Genomic DNA, 25,648 nt, shown 5'->3' with positions numbered 1-25,648 from the left:
TGAACCCCGCCATTGAGCGTACCAAGTGAAGGCGGCGCAGGGTTCGAGTATGGTTTTCGGAGGATACTGCCAGCCGCTCCCCGCGCGGGCAAACTAGGGTTGAACGCGTGTCTACCACCACAAGTTCTGCCCGCGGAGGCCGTGCGGCCGTACCCCCTCGGCGGTTGCTCGTGCGCACCCTGCCCGGGCTGACCGTGTTGCTGGCGCTCGTGGTGGGGATGCTGGGTGCCCATATCCTCCCGGCAGCGGCGACTGGTGCGAACGCGGCGACCGGTGCGAGTATCTCGGACGATGCCGACGGTGCCGACGGTGGGCATCCCTGCGCCAACGCGGGGGAACCTACCACCGTGGTGTGCGCACCCCCGACCACCAAACCCGCGCTGATTCGGGTGCTCGCCGAACCATCCGCCGTGACACTCGTTACGCGGAGCGTAGACCCGGTTCTTCCACCCGAGCTCGGCATCCCGGCGCAGGCTCGCTCCCCGCAGGAGCTTTCGATCAGTCGGACATAGGGCGGTGTTCCGCGTGGTCACGCGCATCCGGGAGGACCCCTATCCTTCCCGGCTGCGTGTGGCCCCTCCTGGCGAGTGCGCGGAACCCCGCCCGCGCGGTGCCCACAGTGCACCGCGCGATGATCCCCTACCGAGCCTGCCCGCCCCGACGCGGATGCGTCCCGACGCGGCAGGACCCGAGAGAAAGCTATTCGAGTGATGATAACAATCAGGGCCGTGTTCCGACCCATTCCTCCGGCGGCTCCCGCCGCCTTCCACCGCGGTGAGGGGGGCACACTGTGACGGTTTCCCGCAGGAACCAGACGCTTGGCGCAGTCTCCCTCCTCGCATTCTCGCTCGCGGCAACTCCGCTCTACGCTTCGGGGGCCTGGGCCGAAGACGGCGGTGAAGGCCGGGCAGCGGCCGCCTCCATGAGTGCTGTCGTCTCGGGGATCGGGGTGGCCTCGGTTCGTCAGACCCTTGCGGTGCCCGGTGCTCCCGGGGCTGAGAAGCTCGACCTGGAGGGTTTCACGATTGCCGTTGGTGGCATCACCTCGACTCCGGTTGGTCACAACTTCACCGTGGAGAAAACGATTGCCGCCGCCTACGCCGAGGTGGGCCTCGTCATGCGTACCGGATGGAGTATGCCGGGCGAGTGTATCGCCGGAGCTAAGCGGTGGATTCTGGCCGGCGGCGGAGCCTGGACCGGCTCCGGTGACCCTGTGGCCAACTATGAGGGGGCCACCCGGGTGGCGATGGCTGATGCTGCCCCCGGCGATATTATCCAGTACACCTACGTGAACGCGCCCACGATCTGGGCGACGGGTGTGCACACCGTCCTGATCACGGGGGTGAACGGTGATGGCACCTACCGCATCGTGGAGCAGAATAACCCGGCAGGTTCCGGTCTGGTCAGTGCTAACGATAAGTGGACCCCTCAGGCCCGCTCCGGGCTTGAGCCTGTGGCCTGGCGCTTCTAGGTTTCGGCGGTTAACGGGGGCGGGGTGGATGCTGGCTCTCAGCATCCACCCCGCCCCGTTTCGGCTACTCTGCGACGGTGTCACCGGGGTGAATCCGGCGTGGCCACCAGAACTTATCTCCCGCGATGAACGCGAGGGCCGGTACGATGACGGTGCGCACGAGCAGGGTGTCGAGCAGCACGCCGATGCAGACGATGATGCCGATCTGGGTGAGCGTAATGAGCGGCAGTACGCCGAGCACCGCAAACACCGCGGCGAGCAGGATACCGGCGCTGGTGATCACGCCGCCCGTCGCGGCGAGGGCACGGATCATACCGGCGCGTGTGCCGTGCGCGTTGGCCTCCTCCCGCGCCCGCGTGACGAGGAAGATGTTGTAGTCCACCCCGAGCGCCACGAGGAAGAGGAAACTGAACAGGATGACGTTGGTGTCGATCGCGGGAAAATCGAAGACCGACTGGAACAACAGCCAGCTGGCCCCGAGGCTCGCAAAGAACGACGCAACCACCGTGAGCAGCAGTAGTACGGGGGCCACCAGTGCGCGCAGCAGCACCACGAGTACCACAAAGACAAGAGCGAGGATGAGCGGGATCACCAGGTCCTGATCGTGTGTTTGCGCGGCGTTGACATCGAGGGTTTGCGCGTCGAGCCCCCCCACGAGAGCCTCGGCTCCCGAGACCTGGTGCACGGCTGTGCGGAGCGCCGCGACGGTGTCGAGGGCCTCGGCGGTTTCGGCCTCGGCGTCGAGCACCACCGTGATCGCGGTGATGCTGCCGGCGCTTTCGCCGGCGGTGGCGGAGGCGACCCCGTCTACCTGCGTGGCGGCCGCGATCGTCTCGTCAACCTTCGCCGTCTTGGTGATGACGGTGGCGGGGGAGCCGCTGCCGCCCGGGAACGCGTCGGCAATAATGTTCTGCCCGACCACGGCCTCCGGCACTGAGGTGAACTGCTCCGACTGTGAGAGGCCGGTCTGGATGTTCGGCACGCCCAGCATCAGCCCGCCCAGGACGGCGACGCCCACGATGGCAACCACGATTGGTCGGCGGGAGACGCCCGTGCCGAGGCGGAACCACACGCCGCGGTGCATGGTTCCCTCGGAGCCGAAGCGCGGTACGTAGGGCCAGAAGAGACCGCGGCCGAAAAGGACGAGAGCGGCGGGCAGCACCAGCAGGGCGAAGAGCATCGCGACGACGACACCCGTGGCGCAGGCGATGCCGAGCGCGCGGTTGCCGGTGAGTTCCGCGAAGAGCAGGGTGAGCAGGCTGAGTACCACGGTGCTACCGCTCGCGATAATGGCGGGGCCAGCCCCGTGTAGCGCGCGTGCCATCGCGTCTCGGCGGTCCTCGTGTATGCGCAGTTCGTCGCGGTAGCGGGCGATCAGTAGCAGGGCGTAGTTCGTCCCGGCACCGAAGACGAGTACCGAGAGGATACCGGTGACCGAGGCGTCCAGTTGGATGCCGAAGAGCGCGGCCACACGGGTCGCAACAATACTCGATACGCCGTCGGCGGTGCCAACCACCACGAGAGGAACGAGCCACAACCACGGGCTGCGGTAGGTGACGATGAGAAGCACCGCGACCACAATGACGGTGGTCAATAGCAGCGTGAAGTTAGCGCCCTTGAAGACCGCGGCGATATCGACGGCGAACCCTTCCGGTCCGGAGAGTTTGGCGGTGAGCCCCTGGGGGAGGTCCTCATTGGCGAGGTTGCGCAACTCGGTGGCTCGGTCGGCCTGGGCTGCCACATCCTCGTCCACCTCGAGAGGAACCACCACGAGGGCTACGGTGGTGTCGTCGGAGACGGTGGGGGGCGGAACCATGCCGCCCTCGGCGAGGTCAGCCACGCGGGCGGAGGCGTCGGAGATGGCGGCCATATCGTCATCTGTCAGGGTGTCACCGTCGCGGCTAAAGACGAGGATTCCGGCGGTTGAGTCAGCCCCGGGTAGCGTTGCCTGCAGATCGGCGACTTTTTGGGACTCGGCTGAGGAGGGGAGCCCGACGCCCGGTGAGCTTTCGCCACTGCTCCCTGACCCCAGGGAGAAGACCGCGGCGATGGCGAGGAAGGCCGCCGCCAGGACTATCCATGATGTCCGTTTACCCGTCACAAATTCGGTGATCTTTTTCATTCCGCCCTCTGGTCACAATTGTGCAGTGAAGTATTCACTAGTTAGGCTAACTAAATTAGCGATAAAGTGGATGTTATGCAAATAGACCCCGGAGGGGAGCGTCCTCCCGCACGCGTGCGCCCCGCGAGCCAGCATCTGCATCGCCTGGTTGAACTGAGCAGCGAGTTTGAGCGGGGGCTGGCCCGTGAACTCGGTATCAACCTGACCGACCTGGAGGCCATGGAGCACCTCATTCAGGACGGCCCGCTCAGCCCGGGTGATATTGCGCGCCGACTCGGTATCAGTGCCGCCTCGGTCACGATAGCGGTGGATCGGCTGAGTGCCATGGGTCACGTCTCGCGCCAGCCCAATCCCCTGGACCGCCGCGGCGTGTTGATCTCGGCCACCCCCGACTCTCGCCAACGCACCATGAGTGTGCTGATGCCCATGATCTTTGCGGTAGATGGAGTGCTCGACGAGTTTGAGCCCGAGCAGCAGGCGACGATTACGCGTTACCTGTTGCGGGTGACGGATCGGTACCAGGAAAAGGTTGATCGCCTGGGCGATTGACCGTTCGCCGGGCGAGAACGTGCTGGTCCATCGGGTATCGCGGCTGGCGCTGCCGTAGGCCGAACACCGAAGCCGTATTCGTGGGCACGCACGCGTATCCGCGGGGGTACGCACCCGCCGGGGGAGCACACGGAAACACCGCTCACCCGGCACGGGAACTGCGGCTTTTTTATCCCCCGAACCGGGGATTTTACTAATCTTTTAATCAAGCAACGACGGGCACCGTGTCCCAAACACAGCCCGTCACCGCTTGTTCTGCCTTACCCCAATGAGGCAGAGCATCGGGTGGTCGGAACCCCAAGTCCGCCACCCGAACCCCGCCTTACCCTAATGAGGCACCCCCGGATGGCTGGAACCCCAAGTCCGCCACCCGGACCCCGATATCCCGAAGAAGCGGGATGTTGGATGTCTGAATTTTTCACTACTCAGCATCCGACCCAGGGCCGTTGGTTACTCTGTGCGACAGAGGTGACCGACGGCCCTGTCTCGTTGCCCGGTATGCGGGGAGTGTGCGTACTCAGGGGATATGCATAGACCTCTAACGGGACTGCCAGTTCCGGGCCTCGATCAGGAATTACACTTAAACCGTACTCATAGGGGTGTGAGTACCGCTCGGTGACACTGATGGTGTCCCTCCCACGAGCTTCTAATGGCCGACCGCTCGGCCACCGACACGACTCATGTGTGCCGAGATACTAACGCAATGACGGCCGCGCTACCGCGTGGCGACGCTCCGCTCAGGGGCAGAGTACAAGGGGAACTCATTTTGACTCGCATCACATCGCTGGCTGCCGCGCGGCTTACTGCCGACGCGCGCCGTCTCCGTCCGACCCGCAAGAATGTGGCGCTCGGACTCTTCTCGCTGCTCGCATTCTCATGTGCCGCAACGCCCCTCGCTCCGACGGGAGCCTGGGCCGCCGATGAGGAGACCGTTACGTTTGCCTACGGCTCACTCACCGGAGCGGGTGAAGGTTCGCTCGTTGACCCGGGCTTCCTGGACGACATCAGCGTAACCAAACAGTCGCTCGATATCCCCGAGGTGCCCGAGCCGATAACGCTTGATCTGGAGACCTTTGATGTGGCCCTGGTGGATATCGCCACGGTGACCGACCCGGCCGACCTGAACAACGGTCACCACTTCGATGTGGCGGCAACGATTGCCGCCGCGTATGCGGAGGTCGGCACGAGCCGACCCACCGGCTGGAGCATGCCGGGTGAGTGTATCGCCGGTGCTAAGCGGTGGATTCTCGCCGGCGGCGGGGCCTGGACGGGCTCCGGCAGTCCCGTGGCCAACTATGTGGGGGCCACGCGTGTGGATCTCGCGGCGGCGACCCCCGGAGACGTCATCCAGTACACGCTTCGGAGTGCGCCGAACTCCTGGGCGATCGGGGTGCACACCCTGCTCATTACGGGTGTCAACAGCGACGGCAGCTTTCAGATGGTGGAGCAGAACAACCCGGCTGGTTCCGGCCTGGTCAGCGCAAACGATCACTGGACGCCCAGCCCGCCGAGCGGCTTTGACGCCGTGGTCTGGCGCTTCTAAGCGTGGGGGTGTTCTAGCCGGTTCGGTCCCCAGGTTCAGCTCCCCGCTGTGCCCGCTCGTCCCGGCTCGATGTCACACCCCTCCCGTACACTCGATGGCGTGACCCGGCCTCACAACGCGACCTGGTTATCCGAGCCAGCCGTCGGCGCAGGCCCCGCCGAAGGATACCCCGATGAGTACGTCAAAAAACGCCGCGACGCGCGCTGCCCGGGCCCGGACAGCGCGACGCGCGCGCCTGGCTGGCCTGGTGGTGGCGTTCGTCCTCGTGACCCTGTGCACGCTTCAATATCTTGAGCGTGAGGGCATTGTCGCCTTTCCGGGGGCAGACGCTCACCGCCCTGGGAACAGCGAGGTCGAGAGCGCTGACTCTCCGGTGCGTTCCGCCAGCTCGGGTCAGCTGACCGCGGCGAGTGCCGACATCCTGCTGGCCTCCGGCCTGGCACACGCAACCGATGGCGGTGTGCGGGTGGATACGCGGGCCGCCCTCGACGCCCTCGACGGCATCCCTGCCCCCACCGGCCGGAGCACCGGGGTGGCCTACGACCGGGCGGCCCAGTTTGGCGACGGCTGGGTGGACACCGACCACAACGGCTGCGACACCCGCAACGACGTGCTGCGGCGCGATCTTACGGATGTGCGGCTCGTCCCCAATACGCACGGCTGCCGGGTTCTCTCGGGCTCGCTGTACAGCATGTACCGGGGCGAGAGGGTCACGGGGGAGCCCGGGAAGGTGGGCGATGTGATCCATATTGACCACGTTGTGGCGCTGTCCTGGGCCTGGAAAAATGGTGCGGATGCCTGGAGCCGTGATGCGCGTATCGGGTTTGCCAACGACCCCATCCACCTCAAGGCGGAGGAGGCGGGCGAGAACACCCGCAAAAGCGATGACGGTCCGGCTGCCTGGTCGCCGCCCAACCCCGAGGGGGTGTGCGAGTATGCGGCGCTGTTCACCAACGCGGTGGCGGAGTACCGCCTATCGCTGCCCTCGGATGATCGGCGAGCGCTCCGTTCCATGTTCCTGTCGAGCTGTGGGGAGACTTTCTGAGGCTGCGCGAGTATCCGCTTTGTTGTGAATTCACCTGATCTTTCACACTAATTCTGCATAAAAAGTTTTTGAGGGTAATTTTCTTTCGGGATGTGTTCAGGTGAGCTCGACAGGGGTATTTTCCCCAGGCTAGACGTACAAATTGAATTATGTTTTTCCCGAGATATTCTTTGTGCTCATCTCGTCGTTTTTGTATCTCTCATTTCTCTGACTAATCTTTCCTCTAACGGCTTCTCGGACGTCTTGTTCGTGGGGCTCTTCCCCCGATGTTGGAGGTTTATTGATGTCACGCGTATTGTCTACCGAGCAGGCGAAGACCGCTATCCGTCAGATTCAGTCGATTGTGAATGGTGGTTTTACGGACCAGATTTCGCAGTTGGATGCTCAGGGGCGCATTCTGTCGGACCAGAATGTGTGGGATGGTCCGTTGGCGTCCACGTTCCGCGGCTCGACGTGGCCTGAGACGAAGGCGGCGCTGGATAAGGCGAAGACCGAACTGGAGCAGCTTCGCACGCAGCTGGATAAGATCTCGCAGGATATCTTCAGCGCCGGTGGCGGCGGAGCGTAAGTCTTTCATCGGCCGCGTCTCGTCACTGGCGAGGCGCGGCCACTGTCGTTTTTAGCGGTAATCAGATGGTGTGTGTGGGATTCAATTTCTCGCTGCCCGAATAGTTGAGAGATGTGACGCATGGCAAAGATCGGTGGTAACGACCCCACGGGGTACTCGTATAGTGCAGCGGATTCGCTGAAAACTGCGATCAGTAATCTTGTGAACGCCATTGATAATCAGCGGAGTTCGCGTGCCAGCTACGTGCGGACGGCGCAGCAGGATTTCCGGGGCTACTGGTTTGGCCTGGGTTTAGTTCCGACTATTTTGTTCATCACTCGACGGTTGTCACGAGTGACTGCGCCTCAGCATAGTACGCCGTCTCAACCTCGACCGGGGTTCGCCTGCCTAGCTCGCCGTGGAGGCGCTCATTGTTCCACCACCACACATACTCCAGGGTGGCGAGTTCGACTTCCTCAACTGTTTTCCAGGGGCCACGCATGCGGATGAGTTCTGCTTTGTAGAGCGCGTTCACTGACTCGGCCAGGGCATTATCGTAGCTGTCACCTACGGTCCCCGTTGAAGGAATCGCCCCCAGTTCTCTGACGCGGTTGGAGTAGACCATCGACATGTAGTTCGATCCGTGGTCGCTGTGATGCACGGCCCCGTCGAGCGTTCCACCTGATTGCCAGGCCGCCATCTCAAGCGCCTGCAGCGGCAGTATCTCAGCTTTCAGTGTTGAGGCAACGTTCCAGCCAACGATCTTACGATCAAAGACATCAATAATGAACGCGGTGTATGCGAACCCAGCCCACGTAGCAACGTAAGTGATGTCACACACCAACAACTTCATTGGCCCGTCGGCCACGAACTGGCGTTCGACGAGATCACCCGGCAGCTGATCCCTGACGTCACTCGTTGTTGTGAAGGCTCTCTTCGAACGACGTACCCCACGCACTCCGGCGATTTTCATCAGACGCTCGGTTTGGTCGCGTCCGATGACCCACCCTGCTCTGGTGAGGAGGGCGTGCATCTTGCGGCGCCCGTAGACGCTGTAGTGCTGTTTGTGGAGTTGACGGATCTCGGTGACGAGAATCTCGTCGCGTAGTTTCCTGACCGACGGGAGTCTGTGTTTCGCTGCCCGATATCCTCGGGACGTCAGAAACCCACGAATTGCCGAGCCCAGCACACGGCACAGGAACTCAACCCCGAAACGATCACGATAGGTATCGATGAATTGGATCATTTCGTTCGTGGCGGGTCGAGTTCCTTGGCGAAAAATATGCTCGCAGCTCGCAAGACTTCGTTTGCTTTCTTGAGTTCAGCGACTTCGCGGCGCAGTCGCCGGTTCTCCTCGTTCATATCAGTGGTCACGCCGGGTTTTTGGCCAGTATCGATCAGCGTTTGACGATGCCAGATACGCAGCGTGTCTGGTGAGACACCGAGGAGCTTGCCGACCTGGTTGCTGGCTGCGTTGAGGCTCGTATGCTCGGGGAGCGCTTCGGTGAGCATACGCAGCGCGCGTTCACGGAATTCTGGTTCATATTTGTTTGCCATGGTGTTCCTATCCTTGTTGAAAGTACGGAACTAAACCCAGGCCAAACCAGTTGCTATCGTGTGTCAGACGCCGATGTGGGGGGAATTCGCCGATGCGAACGCCAGAGGGCGCCGCTCGGGCATCCAGCGATTCCTCGCCACGCTCGACCCGCTCTGGCTGAGCATCGTCACCGGCATCATTGGTGTCGCGGGCATCGTGTGGGGCGTCATCACCTGGATCAAGATGCTGCGTGAGGACGCTGAGGACGACTAACCCGGCGTTGCCGTCACACCTGTTTCGGGGGTGATTGAGGTTCCGGCCCGGTCAGGCATAAAAACAGGTGCGTCGTCGCGCCCCAGCGACTATGCTGACAGCACACTACCGGTCGGTGCGAGCCCGTGTTGTGGGCCGCACCACCAGCAACCGACGGGGTGGGGGCCGCGACCATGATGCGTACAACACGGATGCCGGGGTTGCGCTGATGCCGCCCGCCCGGCCGCGACCGTGGTACCGCCGCCCGCGGCGGGTGATTGTCGCGGCCGTCGCCGTCGCCGCTACGTCCGGTCTCGCCGCCACCCTCATCACGCCCACGCCGTCGGTGCTTATCGTTCGGGAGCTTCGCGAGCGGGGGGCTGCGGAGGCCGTTGCCGAGATGGCGGCCTACGCCCCCGGCACGGGCGTGGCTGAGCGGCTCAATATCCCCTACGACGGCGTCAACGACGCGGTTACACTCGACCTGTACACCCCGGAAGAGGCCGGGGGGCCGCTGCCCGTGGTCGTGTGGGTCCACGGCGGGACCTGGGCCTCGGGCAGCAAAGCCGATGTGGCACCGTATCTGCGCATCCTGGCCGCCTACGGATACGCGACCGTGAGCGTTGATTATTCGCTGGCACCCGAGGCGCGCTACCCGGATGCGGTCACCCAGGTGAACAACGCCCTCGGCTACGTGAGTGCGCACGCCACCGAGCTGGGCATCGACCCGGACCGGATGGTGCTCGCCGGGGATTCTGCGGGGGCCCAGCTGGCCAGCCAGGTGGCAGCCCTGACCACCAACCCGGGCTACGCGGCCGACCTCGGTATCGTGCCGACGGTGGCCGCGTATCAGCTGCGCGGCATCATCCTTGACGGCGGGGTGTACGACCTCGACGCTCTGGGCGACCTGGAGGGGGCCGAGGGCTGGGGGTTCGCCACCGGGTTGTGGGCTTACACGGGCACCAGGGAGTGGGCCCAGTCGCCGGTTGGTCGGCAGATGTCCACGATTCACGCCGTCACAGCCGGGTTCCCTGAAACGTTCATTGCGGGCGGCAATGCGGACGCCCTCACCCGGCAGCAGTCCCGCCCCTTTGCCCAGAAACTGGCCGACCTGGGGGTGCCCGTCACAGCCGTTTTCTTCTCGGATGAGGAGGATCCGGGGCTCGCGCACGGCTTCCCGTTCCAGCTTGACCTCGCCGCGGCCCACACCACACTGGCCCGGACGGTCGCATTTCTGGTGCGGGTGACGGCGTAACCGTCGAATTGGTGCGGCCCCCGCCGACGCGCCGGTAAGATCGAGAACAGGGGGACGTGTGGCATCCCCATTGTGGGGAGGGGAGGCCATATGTCGGACTCTTTGCCGTTGCCCCGCGTGCCCCGGGACGCCATCCTCCGGCCCCGCCTCAACGCCCTGCTCAATGCGGAACTTCCGCTCACCGTGTTGCGGGCGGGCGGCGGAGCGGGCAAATCGACCCTGCTTGCACAGTGGCTCGCCGAGCGGGCCGCCCACACCGCCCGCTACCTGTACGTGGAGTTGGGGCGTCGGGCCATCTCGCGCACCGAACTCCTCACCCGGATCGGTGAGCACCTGTCCCGGCTTCCCTTCATCGATGACCCCCGGGGATGGCTGCGGGGACTGGCGGCCGCCGGGTCGGTAGAGAAGCAGTTGTGCATCCTCGTCCAGGCCCTGGAGGCACTGGCTGAGCCGCTCACCATCGTGATCGACCACTACTCGTCGGCGAGCGACCCGGCGAGTGACGCCGACATCCTCACCCTGCTGGAACGCTTCCGCCGCCTGCGCGTTGTCGTGGCGACCCGTTCACCGCGGCAGCTGAGTGGCCTGGCCGTGGAGGCCCTCGTTGATGTGGCCTACATTGAGTCGGCCGACCTCTTCCTGACCCCGGAGGAGGCGGGCCTCGTGCTGCGGGGGATGACCGGGCGGCCCGTTCCTGACGGGCTCGACCTCCGGCTCTGCCGCCTCCCGCTCGCCGCCCGACTCGTGGGCGTCGGGCTGAAACGATCCGGCGCGGAGGGGAACGCGGTCATCCCCTCGATGGAGGAGGTCTCCGACCTGCTCCTCGAATACTTCCTCGCCGACCCAGAACTCTCCGACATGGTGACGTTCCTGATGCGCGTCTCCCCGGCACCTCGGGTGACGACGGCGCTGGGCAGCCTGCTCGGTGAAACCGATCGTGCGCAGGAATTTCTCGACCGGGCCGCACTGGACGCGGTGGGTGCGTGGGCGGGTAGCCCCGAGGGGCCCATCTTCTCCCTCTTCCCGGAGGTCCGAGCCGCGCTCCAGCGGCAGGCTGCGCTGCGAATAGCTCCCGAACTGTTGCACGTGCACCACGACCTGGCGCGCTGGGCGCTCGCGGCGGGGCGCTACACCCTCGCCCTCGAAAACGCGCTCGCCGAGCACGACTACCTCTTTGCCTCGCGCGTGGTGCGGGAATCCTGGGCCCACCTGGACGACGCCCTGGCCGCGGAGTTTCTGCACCTCCTCAACGCGGTACCGAGCGCCGACCTCTCCGGATTCCCCACCCTGCTCGTGGTGATGGGCGTGGCCCTCACCGCCCAGGGTCACCGCTCACGCGCCGCCTTTCTGCTCACGAAAGCGCTCGCCGCGCTGGACCGGCGTGAGCAGGATGACGACCCCGTCGAGGCCGTCTGGTGGCTGGCTCTCGCCTCCCTCGCCCACCGTACTGTTGGCAATTTCTCCCAGGCTGCCCAGCGTGCCCGGCGTGCGGTCCAGGTGGCCCCCCGCATCGGTAAGAAGCAGCGCTACGAGATGGGTGCCAGCCTGCCGCTGCTGGTGCAGATCTGTGCTACCTCCCTTTTCTATAACGCCGACTACAGCCAGGCCATCGCGGGGTGTGAACTGTCCCTCGTGTACGCCGAGCCCCGGTTCCCCAGGGTGATGTTTGGGAGCGTCTCGCTACTCATGGGCATCCTGGCCTTCCGCGGCGATATGCGACGAGCCCGCACCCTGCTGGCCCAGACGGAGGCGGCGGGTCCGTCCGACGAGCTGACCCACGGTAACTCGGCGGAACTGTACCGCATAACGCGTGCCCTCGACCGGCTCGGGGTCGGTGAGCCGGCGGCGGCGCGTGCCGAGCTGGATAGTGTGCGCGCCCACCTTGGCAGGGCCGAGCACTGGGCCTACTTCTGCGCGGTGGATGCCTGGATTGACCTCTCCATTGGTGCCCCGGCCCGCGCCCTCGCCAGCATCGACGCGGCGCTCGTGCCCGGTGCGCATCCGAAGACCTCGCCGAGCATCCTCAGCGGGTTGCTGGGGATACGGGCGATGGCCCTCCTCTCGGAGGGTCACGTCGCCGGTGCCCAGCGCCAGCTCAGCGACCTCCCGGCCCCCGGCCCGCTCATCGTGGCGTTTCGGGGTCTCAGCCAGCTGGTTGGCGACCAGCCCGAAAAGGCCATGGCCACGCTCGCCGAGACGATTGACCGCACGGCGTCGGCCACGAACCTGCGCGCGTCTGCCCTGGCGCGGATCATCTACGCGGCGGCGGCCCTGCGCCTGGGCCACGTCGAGGTTGCGGTGGATGCCGCCACATCGGCACTCGAGACCGCGCTCGTGGTGGAGGGCTGGCTGGCCCCGCTGATGCTGCCGCGGCGCGACCTGCTCGCCCTGCGGGAGGTTGTGACCGGTGCCGCCCGCGAGTTCGTGGACTCCTTCCTGCGCAGCGACCCGCCGGACGACCTCTTCCCCATCGTCCACCGGGCGGTGCCGCTGACCGCGCGCGAAACGGTTCTGTTGCGCGAGTTGCCCAGCGGGGACTCCCTGCCCGTGATCGCGGCCCGGCTCTCGGTCTCCGCCAACACGGTGAAGGCGCAACTGCGCACCCTGTACCGCAAGTTTGGCGTGTCCTCCCGCGAAGAGGCGGTACGGGCGGCCGCGGAGTCCGGGTATTTCTTCCCGGGGCCACCGACCCCCACCGCATAACTAAGACGGCATCGGGTTAAAAGGCGGGTTAATTAGCCCCTGTTAGTGCTCCGCTCCGGTATACACCGCACCGCGGTGATTGTCTGAGGAGTGACGCATCGCATCACCCGTTCTCCGCGCTCACATGTGAGTGGGCGTACACGACGCTTGTCCTGCCCGGGATTTTTGGCCACACACCGGGCGTGAGGAGGGGCCGTCGGTCGGGGTGGGTGACGGGCGTCTGAGGAGGGGGAAAGAGTGATGGCTGTATCCACTGTGGGGTAGGCGATTCGTTTCGTCAGCGCTGGGGGGCTGCCAGCCCCCGCGGTATGCGGGGTGAAGCTACGGGTGGCGATCAGTCAGCTGTGGGTGAAATCACAAGGTAAACACATACTATTAATTGTGCGCGGTGGTCTGTAGGGGGCCACCCGTTCTGTGCAGCCATTTGGGGGCTGCGCGTCGTGTTGCGCGCCGGTTAACCGGTCGCAACAGCTGATTGGGGGAGCAATAATCCTGTCTGCTAAAAATTTTTACTTTTTATGGTGCAAACTGCGTCATAGTTCACACACATCTGAATCTCAAGAGGGTGTGAAGAACTTTCAAATACGCGAGACGTCAAAGCACTCGCCGCAGTTGAGCTACGCGTTTAGGGCGCTAGCGGCGGCCACTGCTTTCATCGTTGCGTTCTTCGGGCTTCTGAATACGAGTGCCATGATGGCATCCGCGGAGACGCTCGACAACGGCTACGACATCACCCTCTTCGTGAACGATATCCGGGACGTCGCTGATGTGACGCCGGGCAACGGCGTGTGTGCAACGCGCTATACCGTCACCAACACCGCCGGGGTGACGGCACCGAGCTGTACCCTGTACGCCGCCATCCAGGAAGCCAACGCCCTCACGGGTAAGCGCGTTCTGATCGCGCCGGCCCCCGAGATCCGCCAGGCAAACGCCACGGGCACGATGGCCTCCACGGGTACCGTGAAGCTTAACTACGACACCACCACGAACCCGACTCCGCAGGCGACCCCCATGGTGGCCAACGGTGCGGCCATGACCTCCAACGTTGGTGGCTATGTTGACGCTGATGACGGTGCGATGTACCTCATCAAGAATGACGGCATCACGATTGACCTGCAGAACCGGATCGGGTTCACCACCACGATTGACGGCCCGGGCTATGCCGTGTTCGCGTTCACGGGGAAGAACCAGTCGTTCCGTAACTTCAGCCAGCTCTCCAGCGGTGAGAGCATGATTTATGTCGGCCAGACCGCCGAGAACCTCACCGTGGAAAACGGTCTCCTCAACAACCCGCAGGGCAGTATCGCCGCCGAGCGCGCCGTGGTTGTTGTGGCCGGGGCCAAGAACACCACCTTCCGCAATGTGACCTTTGACAACCTCTGGTGGTACGGGCTCACCATGATCGCCAACGGCACCAAGACGATTGAGGGTCTGACAATCGACCGCTCCACGTTTAGTGCGACAGCGACCAACAACTACTACTACGGCATCCTGCCCTGGAACGCCGTCACGGTCAACAACATGAGCGTGACGAATACCACGTTCAAGGACTGGAACACCCGCGCGCCGATCACGCTCAACTCCGGCACGTACAACAACCTGTCGATTGTGGGAAACACCTTCCTCCAGACCCGGACGACGGCGACTGATGCCCTCACGCTCACCGCGGCCGGCAGTAACCAGGTCGTCGCCAATAACCTGTTTAAGTACAGCCGCACGGGTACCGCTGCGGACACCTGGGTGACGGCTGCGAACAACGGTTTGACCATCCGCGACAACCACTTCCAGGGCGGTGCACGCACCAACCTGATCACCGCGAATGGTGCGGCAAACACCATCAAGATTCTGCGGAACACGGCCGACAACATCGCGGGATTCACCAACACCCCGATTGCCGCGGAGTACTACAACAACACCAACCAGGTCTTTACCAACGCGGCCAACGGATACGTGCGTACCGTTTACCCGAGTGCTGCGACCATCCCCAGTGCCCCGGTGGGCTCGTGTGTGGTGAACGTGACCATGCAGGCACCCCAGACTGGTGGATACGCGCCCACATACCCCGTGTACGTGGACGCCTTCGCCGGTGACAACGCGGCCAACGGCGGCGACGACCGCGGTCTGGAACAGTACCTGGGCCGCGTGAAGGTTAACTCGGCCGCCGATTTTGCCAAGACCGTTCCCTTCGCCTACTCGGGCGGACCCGCCGTGCTGCGCTTGCAGACGTTCGACAGCCTCGGCCGCTCCTCGCAGTACTCGCGCACCGTGGCCATCACGGGTAGCGACACCTGTGCCCCCGAAATGTGGATCAAACAGGGCACAACCCAGGAAGACGCCACCTCGTGGCGCAACATCGTGTTTGAGGTGCAGTCGTCGGAGCCACTCGGCACCGATACCCTGACCGCCTCGGACATCACCTTCGCCTCGGGAAGCCCCGCGGGCTCGCAGGTGGTTGGCCTGGAGCAGATCTCGAGCACGCGCTGGAACCTGACGGTGAAGGCCAACGCCTCGGGCACGATCACCCCGGCTATCGCCAAGAACACGGTGAACGACCGGGCGGGGAACAAAAACACCAACCCGGCCAACACCAAGGTAGCCCCGATCAACTTTGCGGGTGCCGCGGATGACGAGGAGATGACCGGCGTTGCCGGTGCGGCCCTCGATAACTCCGTCACCTACAACTCGCCTCTGTCCATCACGCTGCCCAACCCCCGCTCCCTCACGGTGAACGAGGCGGGCGACGCCACCCAGGCCAGCTACCGGGTACAGATCGTAGCGGTTGACCCCAACACGGGTCAGGTCAACAAGGCCCCGATGGACACCGTGTTCCTTAACCAGGAGTGGACCGGACTGGTCAAGGACTCGACGCTGCCCACGCCCAAGCCGGCCCAGGCCGCGACCTCGGTTGCGAAGACGCTGCCCACCAACGAGCACCTGAGCACCACGCAGCCCACGCTCGACACCATCCAGAGCTTTGTTGACGTGCCCGTTGTGGCGATTAACAACGCGATTGTGGACGGTACCCGCAGCGTGACGCTCAACACCTCCGTGGATTCGACCGACTACGAGTACGACGAGTTGCAGATCGACATGCTCAGCGTAACGGTCCTCGACGATGACGCTCCCGTGGCGTCGGCCTCCTCGGTGAGCACGAAGACCAACAACGCCCTGGCCAACGGCTCGGCTCTGAACACTGTTCAGGCCGTCGTGAAGAACGCCGCGGGTGTTGCGGTCAGCAACGCGACCGTGACCTTCACACTGCCCGCCGGTGTGACCTACACCCCCGCGACGGGCACCCCGGTGGCCGGACCCGGCACGGTGACGGTAGAAACCGACGGCACCGGAACAGCCGCGCTGCCGCTCACCTCCTTGACGGGCAATAAGGCGTTCTCAATTGCTGCCGCGGTGAACACCACCCAGGCGATCACGGGTTCGCCCGCATCCGTCATCTTTACCCCCGTTCCCGTGGACACCTCAACCTCGAGTTTCAGCGTGTCAACGGGTACCAAGGCGGCCGATAACACCGAGAGTCACACGCTCACGGTGAAGCTGAGCAACCAGATCGGTAGCCCCGCCGGTGGATTTGCCGCGAGCATCACCGCGGCCGCTGCACCCGCAGCGGGCGTGACCGTTGGCGCGTTCACCGAGGGCGAGGAGGGCACCTACACGGCCCCCATCACCTCGACGACGGCCGGGACCAAGACCATCACGGTCACGGTGAACAACAACGCCGTCTCGCTCGTCAACCCGGCAGGGCAGAACACCGCCACCTTCGTGGCCGGGGCACCCCAGGTGGGTGCGGGCTACTCCTCGCTCGCGCTCAGCACCGCCACCAAAATTGCCAACAACGTTGACAAGCACACCGCAACAGTGACCCTCAAGGACGCCAACGGTAACCCGGTCACTGGAAAGGCCGGGGCGCTCACCGCTGCCGCGTCCCCCGCTACCAACGTCACCATCGGCTCGTTTGTTGAGTCCTCCGCGGGCGTGTACGCGGCCCCCATCACCTCGAAGAGCGCCGGTGCGAAGAACATCGCCGTCGTCTTTGACGCCGCGGGGCTGAACCTGGCCATCGGCAACGGCTCGGTCACCTTCGTGCCCGGTGCCGTGTCGGCGAACTCGTCGTCGCTCACGGTGAGTACGGGACCCAAGGTTGCCGGTGTCGAAACCCACGAGGCCACGGTCCTGGTGACCGACGCCCAGGGTAACCCGGTTGCGGGCCAGCCCGTCGTGTTCACCTCGGGTGCCACGATGGTTCCGGCTAACGGAACCGCGACCTCCGGTGCGGACGGTGTGGCTCGCGTCACGCTGTCCTCGAACACCGCCGGACAGTTTGCCGTGGACGCCGCCATCGGCGGAAACGCCGTGACGAACAGCCCCGGGCAGGTTTCGTTTGTGGCCGGTGGCGTCTCGTTTGCTGACAATACGACGCGCCTCAGCGGTACAACCGGTTCGATTGCTGCCGACGGTGCCGCCGAGCACACGGCCACCGTGACGGTGACCGACGCGTTTGGTAACCCCGTGAAGGATGCCCAGGTGGTGTTCGCCGCCGCGACCCAGCTGGTCACCAGCGATGCGCTCACGCAGCTCAGTGACGAGAACGGTCAGGTCTTCCTGAACGTCACCTCGCGGACCGCGGGAACCTTTGCGGTATCCGCGACGGTGAATGGCACTGCCATCCCCGCCACGAGCGGAAACCCCCAGTCGTTCACGTACAAGAACGGTGCCGCCTCGGCCACCGCCTCGTCCTGGACGGTCACGCCTGACGGCCCCGTCACCGCCAACGGTACCGACTCCTACACCGCCACTGTGACGGTGCAGGACAGCAACGACAACCCGGTCAAGGACCAGGGTGTGAGCTTCACGGTTCCCACCGGTGTGACCCTGACCGAGACCGGCCCGTTCGTATCGGACGAGGACGGCGAGGTTGTTGTGCACTTCACCTCGACAGCGGCCGGTGAGTTCACCGTGTCCGCCCACATCGGGGCCAACCTGATTGGCGAGGCCGAGAAGATCACGTTTAAGGCCGGTGACGTCGCCTTCGGCGAGGGAGCCTCCACCCTGGACGCGACGACCGGCACCCAGCAGGCCAACGGTACCGCCGCCCACACCGCCACGGTTGTGGTTCGTGACGAGCACGGCAACCCCGTGAAGGACGCCTCGGTGGCCTTCGCCGCTGCCTCGCCCGCCACGGTACTCGGTGAGAGCACCGTCACCTCCAACGCCGAGGGCATCGCCACGGTACAGGTCGTGTCGAGCACCGCGGGCACGTTCAACGTGACCGCGACGGTGAACGGTACCGCAGTAACCGCTGGCAGCCCCGCACGGGTCACGTTCGTGGCCGGTGCACCGAGCGCGGGAGCATCGACGTTTACCGTCACACCCACCGACCCGGTGGCTGCGGAGGGTGAGGTGCCCTTCTACGCGACCGTCACGGTCACCGACGCGCAGGGTAACCCGGTTGAAGGTGTCACCGTCGGCTTCGAGGCTGACGCGGTGATCTCCGGTGCCCGCACCGCCACGACCAACGCCGACGGCGTTGCGACAACCGAACTCACCTCGACAAAGACCGGTATCTTCACGGTACGGGCCACGATTGGTTCGGAGCAGGTGGGGAACATCGAGAACATCGAGTTCAACGCCGGTGCGAAGTCGCAGGACGACACCAATATCCAGGCGACGACCGGAAGCAAGCTGGCCAACGGGGTCGACGCCCACACGGTAACGGTTACCGTGGTGGACCTCTACGGCAACCCCATCCAGCACTCCTACGTCACGTTTAACGTGGAGGGTGACGCAACCGCAGCATCCCCCACCGGTGTACAGACCAACGCCGACGGACAGGCAACCCTCTCCGTGACGTCGAACACCGCGGGCACGTTCACGGTGACCGCGAAGTCCGACGGTGAGGATGTCACGACCGGCAGCCCGGCGAGGGTCACCTTCGTGGCCGGGGACTTCGACGTGTCGAAGACCACGCTGAGCATCCCGACACAGAACGACAACAAGATCGCCAACACCGTTGACGAGCACATCGCCCGGGTGACCGTTCTCGACGAGAACAGCAACCCGATCGAGGGTCTCGACGTGGTGTTCGCGGTTGAGGGTGACACCACGTTCACCCCCGTCGCGACGACCAACGCCAACGGTGTTGCCGAGACGCGGATCACCTCCGCCGTGGCGCAGACCGCCACGGTCACGGCCACGATTGGCGGCGAAACCGTCACCGACAGCGGCCAGGACATCGTGTTTGTTGCCGGTGCAGCTTCAGCTGAGGACAGCACGTTCTCGGTGAGCCCCGGAACCGTTGAAGCCAACGGGTCGGCCACGCACTACGCGCAGGTTATCGTGAAGGACGCCCAGGGCAACCTGGTCGAGGGTGCCACGGTTGACTTCACGGTCGCCTCGGGTGCCACCGCAGCGACGACCGCGACCACCGACGAGGACGGTGTGGCCCGCGTGCTCATCACCTCGAAGAAGGCCGGTGGCTACACCGTCTCCGGCTCGATCGGTGGCACGGTTGTGGGCAGCGACTCGGTTCAGTTCGTGTCCGGTGCGGCCTCCGCATCCACGTCACACTGGACGGTGACCCCGGAGGGCCCCGTTGCCGCCGATGGTTCCACCTCCTACAAGGCCGTCATCACGGTCAACGACGCCGAGGGTAACCCCGTGAAGAACGCCGAGATCAGCCTCGACACCGACACCGGTGTTGACCTGGTTGAGTCTGGCCCGTTCGTGTCCGCTAACGACGGCACCGTGACGGTTCACTTCACCTCGACCGTTGCCGGTGAGTACAGTGTCAGCGCCCTCCTGGGTGGCAACACGATCGGCTCGGCGCAGACGATTGAGTTTGTGGCCGGACCGGTGTCGCTCTCCACCTCCACGATTGCGGCAACGCCCGCGCTCGCCGAGGCGAACGGAACCCAGCGCAGCACGGTCATCGTGTCGCTCCTCGATGTGAACGGTAACCCCGTGCTCACCGCGGGAGACACCGTCACGATCACCACCAGCCGCGGCGTGGCGACCAGCACCGAAAACCTCGGTGACGGCACGTACCGCGCCTATGTCACCTCGCTCACCGCGGGCGGCGCTACCGTGGGCTTCACGGTTGCCGAGGCGGCGGCTTCGGCCACCGACACGGTGACGTTTGTGAAGACTCCGATTGCCCCCTCGGTCAACCCGTCCAACGGAACCAGCGTGAGCGGTGTCGCCGACCCCGGTGCCATCATCACGGTCACCAACGCCGCCGGTGAGACCATCGGCACGGCCGTTGCCGGACTCGACGGGGTGTACTCCGTGGAGATCACGGAGTCCGTCGCCAACGGTGAGACCATCACGGTTGTCGCCTCCGACATCAACGGCTTCGAGTCGGCACCCGTGCCGGTTGTGGTTGATGCTGTGGCACCCGCGGTCCCGACGGTCAACCCCTCCAACGGAAGCGTTGTGTACGGAACGGCTGAGCCCGGCTCGACAGTGACGATCTACGGTTCTGACAACGAGGTTCTTGGCACCGTTGTGGTGGGCGAAGACGGAACGTACGAGTTCACGTTTGACCCGGCCCTTACAGACGGTACGGATGTCCGCGTTAGCGCGACTGACGCCGCCGGTAATGAGTCGGACGCCGCCGTGCTCACGGTTGACGGCAGCGCGGTTGTTGCGCCGGGCGTCAACCCGTCCAACGGCACCACGATTGGCGGAACCGGCGTGGCCGGTGACACCATCACGGTGACGCTGCCCAACGGTGATGAGCTGACGGCCCTCGTGGGCGAGGACGGTACGTGGAGCATCACGCCCCCGGCCGGAATCACCTTCGAGGACGGCGACACGATCACGGTGACCGCGGAGAACGGTGCCGGAACGGTATCGCCCCCCACGGTCATCCAGATCGACAAGACGGCGCCCGCCCAGCCCGCTGTGAACCCGTCCAACGGGACCAGCATCACGGGTGGACCCGTTGAGAGCGGTGCCACGGTATCGTTTGTGGATGGGGCGGGTAACCCCGTTCCCGGCACGGTCACGGTCGATGAGGACGGGTACTTCGTCTTCACGCCCAGCCCCGTACTGACGGAGGACAGTGTGGTGAAGGTCGTTGTGACCGACGCCGCAGGTAACCCCTCCGAGCCGCTGGCGATCACGGTTGACGCGACCGCTCCCGAGGCACCCTCGGTGAACCCGACGGATGGTTCAGCCATCACGGGTACCGCCGAGAAGGGTGCGACGGTGACGGTGACGAACCCGGAGACGGGCGAGGTTATCGGTACGGCGACGGTGGATGAGGACGGCAACTTCGTTGTCGAGTTCAGCCCCGCGCTGCCCGATGGAACCGCCGTGACGATGACGGTTACCGACCCGGCTGGAAACCCGAGTGGCCCCGTCACGGTCGTGACGGATGCATCTGCTCCTGCTGCCCCGGTGGTGGACCCGACTGACGGTGTAACCGTGACGGGTACCGCCGAAAAGGGCGCGACGGTGACGGTGACGAACCCGGAAACGGGCGAGATCATCGGTACGGCGACGGTGGATGAGGATGGCACCTTTGTGGTCACCTTCGACCCGGCTCTTCCGGACGGTACTCCGATTGAGATTACGGTGACGGATCCTGCTGGTAATGCCAGCGAGCCGGTTAGCGTGACCACGGATGGTTCTGCTCCCGAGGTGGCTGTGGTGAACCCGACTGACGGTTCGACTGTCACGGGTACGGCCGAGAAGGGTGCGACGGTGACGGTGACGAACCCGGAGACGGGCGAGGTCATTGGTACGGCCACGGTGGATGAGGATGGCACGTTTGTTGTTACTCTCAACCCGGCCCTCCCGGACGGAACGCCGATTGAGATCACGGTGACGGACCCTGCTGGTAACAGCAGTGCTCCGGTATCTGTTGTGACCGATGGTTCGGCTCCTGCTGCCCCCTCGGTGGACCCGACTGACGGTTCGACCGTCACGGGTACGGCCGAGAAGGGTGCGACGGTGACGGTGACGAACCCGGAAACGGGCGAGGTCATCGGTACGGCGACTGTGGATGAGGATGGCACCTTTGTGGTCACCCTCAACCCGGCCCTCCCGGACGGTACTCCGATTGAGATCACGGTGACGGACCCCGCTGGTAACGCCAGCGAGCCGGTCAGCGTGACCACGGATGGTTCCGCCCCTGAGGTTGCCACGGTCAACCCGACTGACGGTTCCACCGTCACGGGTACCGCCGAAAAGGGTGCGACCGTGACGGTGACGAACCCGGAGACGGGCGAGGTCATCGGTACGGCCACGGTGGACGAGGATGGCACCTTCGCGGTCACCCTCAACCCGGCCCTCCCGGACGGTACTTCCATTGAGATCACGGTGACGGACCCCGCTGGTAACAGCAGTGCTCCGGTATCCGTGACCACGGATGGTTCCGCTCCTGTTGCCCCTGTGGTGGACCCGACTGACGGTGTAACCGTGACGGGTACCGCTGAGAAGGGTGCGACCGTGACGGTGACGAACCCGGAAACGGGCGAGGTCATTGGTACGGCGACTGTGGATGAGGATGGCACGTTTGTGGTCACTCTCAACCCGGCCCTCCCGGATGGAACTCCGATTGAGATCACGGTGACGGACCCCGCTGGTAACGCCAGCGAGCCGATCACGGTCGTGACCGATGCATCCGCTCCCGAGATGGCCACGGTGGACCCGACTGACGGTTCCACCGTCACGGGTACCGCCGAGAAGGGCGCCACCGTGACGGTGACCAACCCGGAGACGGGCGAGATCATCGGTACGGCGACCGTGGACGAGGATGGCACCTTTGTGGTCACCCTCAACCCGGCCCTCCCGGACGGTACTCCGATTGAGATCACGGTGACGGACCCCGCTGGCAACGCCAGCGAGCCGGTATCCGTCGTGACCGACGCGAGCGCCCCCGCCGCCCCCACGGTTGCCCCGTCGAATGGAACCGTCGTGTACGGTACCGCCGAGGAAGGCTCCACCGTGAACATCTACAACGGGGCTGGCGAGCTCATCGCCTCGGCTGTGGTGGGAGAGGACGGAACCTACTCCGTCAACTTCGATCCCCAGCTGGGCGACGGCGAGACGCTGACCGTATCGGCCACCGACCCTGCGGGCAATGAGTCTCCCCGGACTCCGCTCACGGTGGATGGCTCTGCCGTTGTGGCACCGTTCGTCAACCCGACCAACGGCACCGAGTTCAGCGGCACCGGCGAGGCCGGCTCCACCATCACGGTGACCCTGCCCGACAACAGCACGCTGACCACCACGGTGGGTATCGACGGCACCTGGAGCATCACACCCCCCGCGGGTCTGACGCTTGAGGATGGCGACATCATCACGGTCACCCAAACCAACCCCGCCGGAACTGTCTCGCCGCCCACCGTGGTGTCGGTTGACAGGTCCAGCCCCGAGGCTCCCGTGGTGAACCCCACGGACGGCTCCGAGGTTACCGGAACGGGTGAGGAAGGAAGCACCGTTACCATCACGAACCCGGAGACGGGCGAGGTGGTCTGCACGACCACGATCGGTACGGAGGGAACATTCACCTGCGTGATTGAACCCGCCCTGCCAGACGGTACCCCGATTGAGATTACGGTGACGGACCCCGCGGGTAACCCCAGCGAGCCCGTTACGGTGGTGACCGATTCCTCGGCTCCTGCTGCCCCTGTGGTGAACCCCACTGACGGTTCGACGGTGTCCGGCACGAGTGAGAAGGGTGGCACGGTTACCGTGATCAACCCGGAGACCGGTGAGCTGGTCTGCACGACCACGGTCGGCGACGATGGAACGTTCACTTGCGTGATCAACCCGTCGCTGCCGGATGGTACGCCTATCGAGATCACGGTGACGGATCCCGCTGGTAACGTCAGCGAGCCGGTATCCGTTGTGACGGATAATTCCGCTCCTGCTGCCCCGGTGGTGGACCCGACTGACGGTGTAACCGTGACGGGTACCGCCGAAAAGGGCGCGACGGTGACGGTGACGAACCCGGAAACGGGCGAGATCATCGGTACGGCGACGGTGGATGAGGATGGCACCTTTGTGGTCACCTTCGACCCGGCTCTTCCGGACGGTACTCCGATTGAGATTACGGTGACGGATCCTGCTGGTAATGCCAGCGAGCCGGTTAGCGTGACCACGGATGGTTCCGCCCCTGAGGTTGCCACGGTCAACCCGACTGACGGTTCCACCGTCACGGGTGCCGCTGAAAAGGGTGCGACGGTGACGGTGACGAACCCGGAGACGGGCGAGGTCATCGGTACGGCCACGGTGGATGAGGACGGCACGTTTGTTGTTACTCTCAACCCGGCCCTCCCGGACGGCACGCCGATTGAGATTACGGTGACGGACCCCGCTGGTAACGCCAGCGAGCCGATCACGGTCGTGACCGATGCATCCGCTCCCGAGGTGGCCACGGTGGACGCATCCAACGGCAAGACCGTGACCGGAAGCAACATCGAGAAGGGTGCCGTTGTGACGGTGACCGACGGAAACGGGGTACCCGTGCCCGGCACGATGGTCGTACATGAGGACGGCACGTTCGTCTTCACTCCGACCACGCCGCTGGCCGAGGGAAGCGCCGTGACCGTGACCGTGACCGATGCTGCGGGCAATAGCGGTACTCCGGTACCCGTCGTCGTGGACACCACGCCGCCGACCGCCCCGAAGGTGAGCCCCAGCGATGGCACCGTCATCACCGGTGGACCCGTCGCCCCCGGCGACACCCTCACCGTGGTGGACGGACAGGGCAACCCCATTCCCGGAACAACCGTGGTGGACAGTGAAGGCAACTTCACCTTCACCCCCGATAGCCCCCTCGCTGAGGGAGACATCGTGAAGGTTGTCGTCGCGGACGCCGTGGGTAACACGGTCGAGGTGGCCGTCAGCATTGACACCACCAAGCCGACGACCCCCGTGGTGTACCCGAGCGACGGTTCAACCGTCACCGGATGCGCCGAGGCCGGTTCGACCGTGACCATCACCGATGCAGATGGCAACACCCTGGGAACCGCGGTGGCGGGCGATGACTGCCACTTTGAGGCGGTCCTCACCCCGGCACAGGAGAAGGGCGTTGACATCACAATTGTGTTAACGGATCCTGCCGGTAACGAGTCGGAGAAGGTTGTTGTTCGGGTGGGCTCCGTGTCCATGCTGCTACAGTCGGCTCTGCTCCGTCCGGGGACAACCCAGGTGGCCTACGGCTACGGGTTCCAGCCTGGCGAGGTGGTCACGGGTGTGCTGCACTCCGAGCCCATCGCCCTGGGCTCCCAGGTTGCGGATGCCAACGGTGAGGTGACCTTCACAATCGCCCTCCCCGGCACCTTCGAGCTGGGTAGCCACTCGGTGATCCTGTCGGGAGCCTTCAGCGGTGAGGTGTCGGAGACCTTCATGGTTACCGTCGCCGACGCGCCGACGACGCCCGCCGCCACCCCGGGTCTGGCCGTGACCGGTTCGGACATCCTGATGCCGCTGAGTGGGGCCTTCCTGCTCGTGGCTGCGGGTGCCTGGTTCCTCGTGGCGAAGCGTCGCCGCGAGAACACCGACGCGGTCTAGTCCGCACCGGGTGGGGGTCGGGATGAGAGTCCCGGCCCCCACCTCCCTGCGGGTTTCGGCCCGCGCCCGCCCATTCTTGTGAGGCCG

General features: G+C 64.8%; 12 protein-coding genes. 10 read left to right on the top strand and 2 right to left on the bottom strand.

Annotated features, from left to right (window positions below):
* Positions 1-107 precede the first annotated feature (107 nt).
* On the top strand, positions 108-512 hold the full coding sequence (locus tag FB466_RS08840; RefSeq protein ID WP_141917699.1) for a hypothetical protein: 405 nt from the start codon (positions 108-110) through the stop codon (positions 510-512).
* 278 nt (positions 513-790) lie between these two features.
* The gene (locus FB466_RS08835; RefSeq protein WP_141917697.1) at positions 791-1,471 is read left to right on the top strand and encodes a lipase; all 681 of its coding nucleotides are present in this window, start codon (positions 791-793) and stop codon (positions 1,469-1,471) included.
* 64 nt (positions 1,472-1,535) lie between these two features.
* Here the strand turns inward: FB466_RS08835 and FB466_RS08830 are convergent, their stop codons facing one another.
* Positions 1,536-3,593, bottom strand: coding sequence for an MMPL family transporter (locus FB466_RS08830; protein ID WP_141917696.1), 2,058 nt, complete (start codon positions 3,591-3,593; stop codon positions 1,536-1,538).
* 75 nt (positions 3,594-3,668) lie between these two features.
* On the opposite strand from FB466_RS08830, the gene FB466_RS08825 reads away from it, so the two are divergent.
* The 4 genes from FB466_RS08825 (at position 3,669) to FB466_RS08810 (ending at position 7,298) form a co-directional block, all read left to right on the top strand.
* On the top strand, positions 3,669-4,142 hold the full coding sequence (locus FB466_RS08825; RefSeq protein WP_141917694.1) for a MarR family winged helix-turn-helix transcriptional regulator: 474 nt from the start codon (positions 3,669-3,671) through the stop codon (positions 4,140-4,142).
* Between the two features lie 766 nt (positions 4,143-4,908).
* Positions 4,909-5,685, top strand: a complete 777-nt coding sequence (locus tag FB466_RS08820) for a lipase (RefSeq protein WP_141917693.1) — start codon at positions 4,909-4,911, stop codon at positions 5,683-5,685.
* A 172-nt stretch (positions 5,686-5,857) separates the two neighbouring features.
* Entirely contained in the window at positions 5,858-6,730 is an 873-nt protein-coding gene (locus tag FB466_RS08815) for an HNH endonuclease family protein (protein ID WP_141917692.1), read from the top strand.
* A gap of 283 nt (positions 6,731-7,013) precedes the next feature.
* Entirely contained in the window at positions 7,014-7,298 is a 285-nt protein-coding gene (locus tag FB466_RS08810; RefSeq protein ID WP_141915348.1) for a pyrophosphorylase, read from the top strand.
* Positions 7,299-7,611: 313 nt separating this feature from the next.
* Here FB466_RS08810 and FB466_RS08805 read toward each other — a convergent pair.
* A protein-coding gene (locus FB466_RS08805; RefSeq protein WP_141917690.1) for an IS3 family transposase occupies positions 7,612-8,834 on the bottom strand; the annotation gives its coding sequence in 2 pieces (ribosomal slippage) (positions 7,612-8,549 and positions 8,549-8,834; 1,224 coding nt in all).
* A gap of 73 nt (positions 8,835-8,907) precedes the next feature.
* On the opposite strand from FB466_RS08805, the gene FB466_RS08800 reads away from it, so the two are divergent.
* From FB466_RS08800 to FB466_RS08785, 4 genes are all read left to right on the top strand, one after another.
* Positions 8,908-9,087, top strand: a complete 180-nt coding sequence (locus FB466_RS08800) for a hypothetical protein (RefSeq protein WP_141917688.1) — start codon at positions 8,908-8,910, stop codon at positions 9,085-9,087.
* Between the two features lie 91 nt (positions 9,088-9,178).
* A complete protein-coding gene (locus tag FB466_RS08795; protein ID WP_141917687.1) occupies positions 9,179-10,321 on the top strand; it encodes an alpha/beta hydrolase in 1,143 nt (380 codons plus the stop codon).
* 90 nt (positions 10,322-10,411) lie between these two features.
* Positions 10,412-13,024, top strand: a complete 2,613-nt coding sequence (locus FB466_RS13735) for a helix-turn-helix transcriptional regulator (RefSeq protein ID WP_141917685.1) — start codon at positions 10,412-10,414, stop codon at positions 13,022-13,024.
* A 567-nt stretch (positions 13,025-13,591) separates the two neighbouring features.
* Positions 13,592-25,561, top strand: coding sequence for an Ig-like domain-containing protein (locus tag FB466_RS08785; protein WP_141917684.1), 11,970 nt, complete (start codon positions 13,592-13,594; stop codon positions 25,559-25,561).
* Positions 25,562-25,648 lie beyond the last annotated feature (87 nt).

Source organism: Klugiella xanthotipulae (assembly GCF_006716695.1).
GTDB classification, from domain to species: domain Bacteria; phylum Actinomycetota; class Actinomycetes; order Actinomycetales; family Microbacteriaceae; genus Klugiella; species Klugiella xanthotipulae.
The sequence above is the reverse complement of the archived record's forward strand: the minus strand, read 5'-3'. Positions and strand labels throughout refer to the sequence as shown.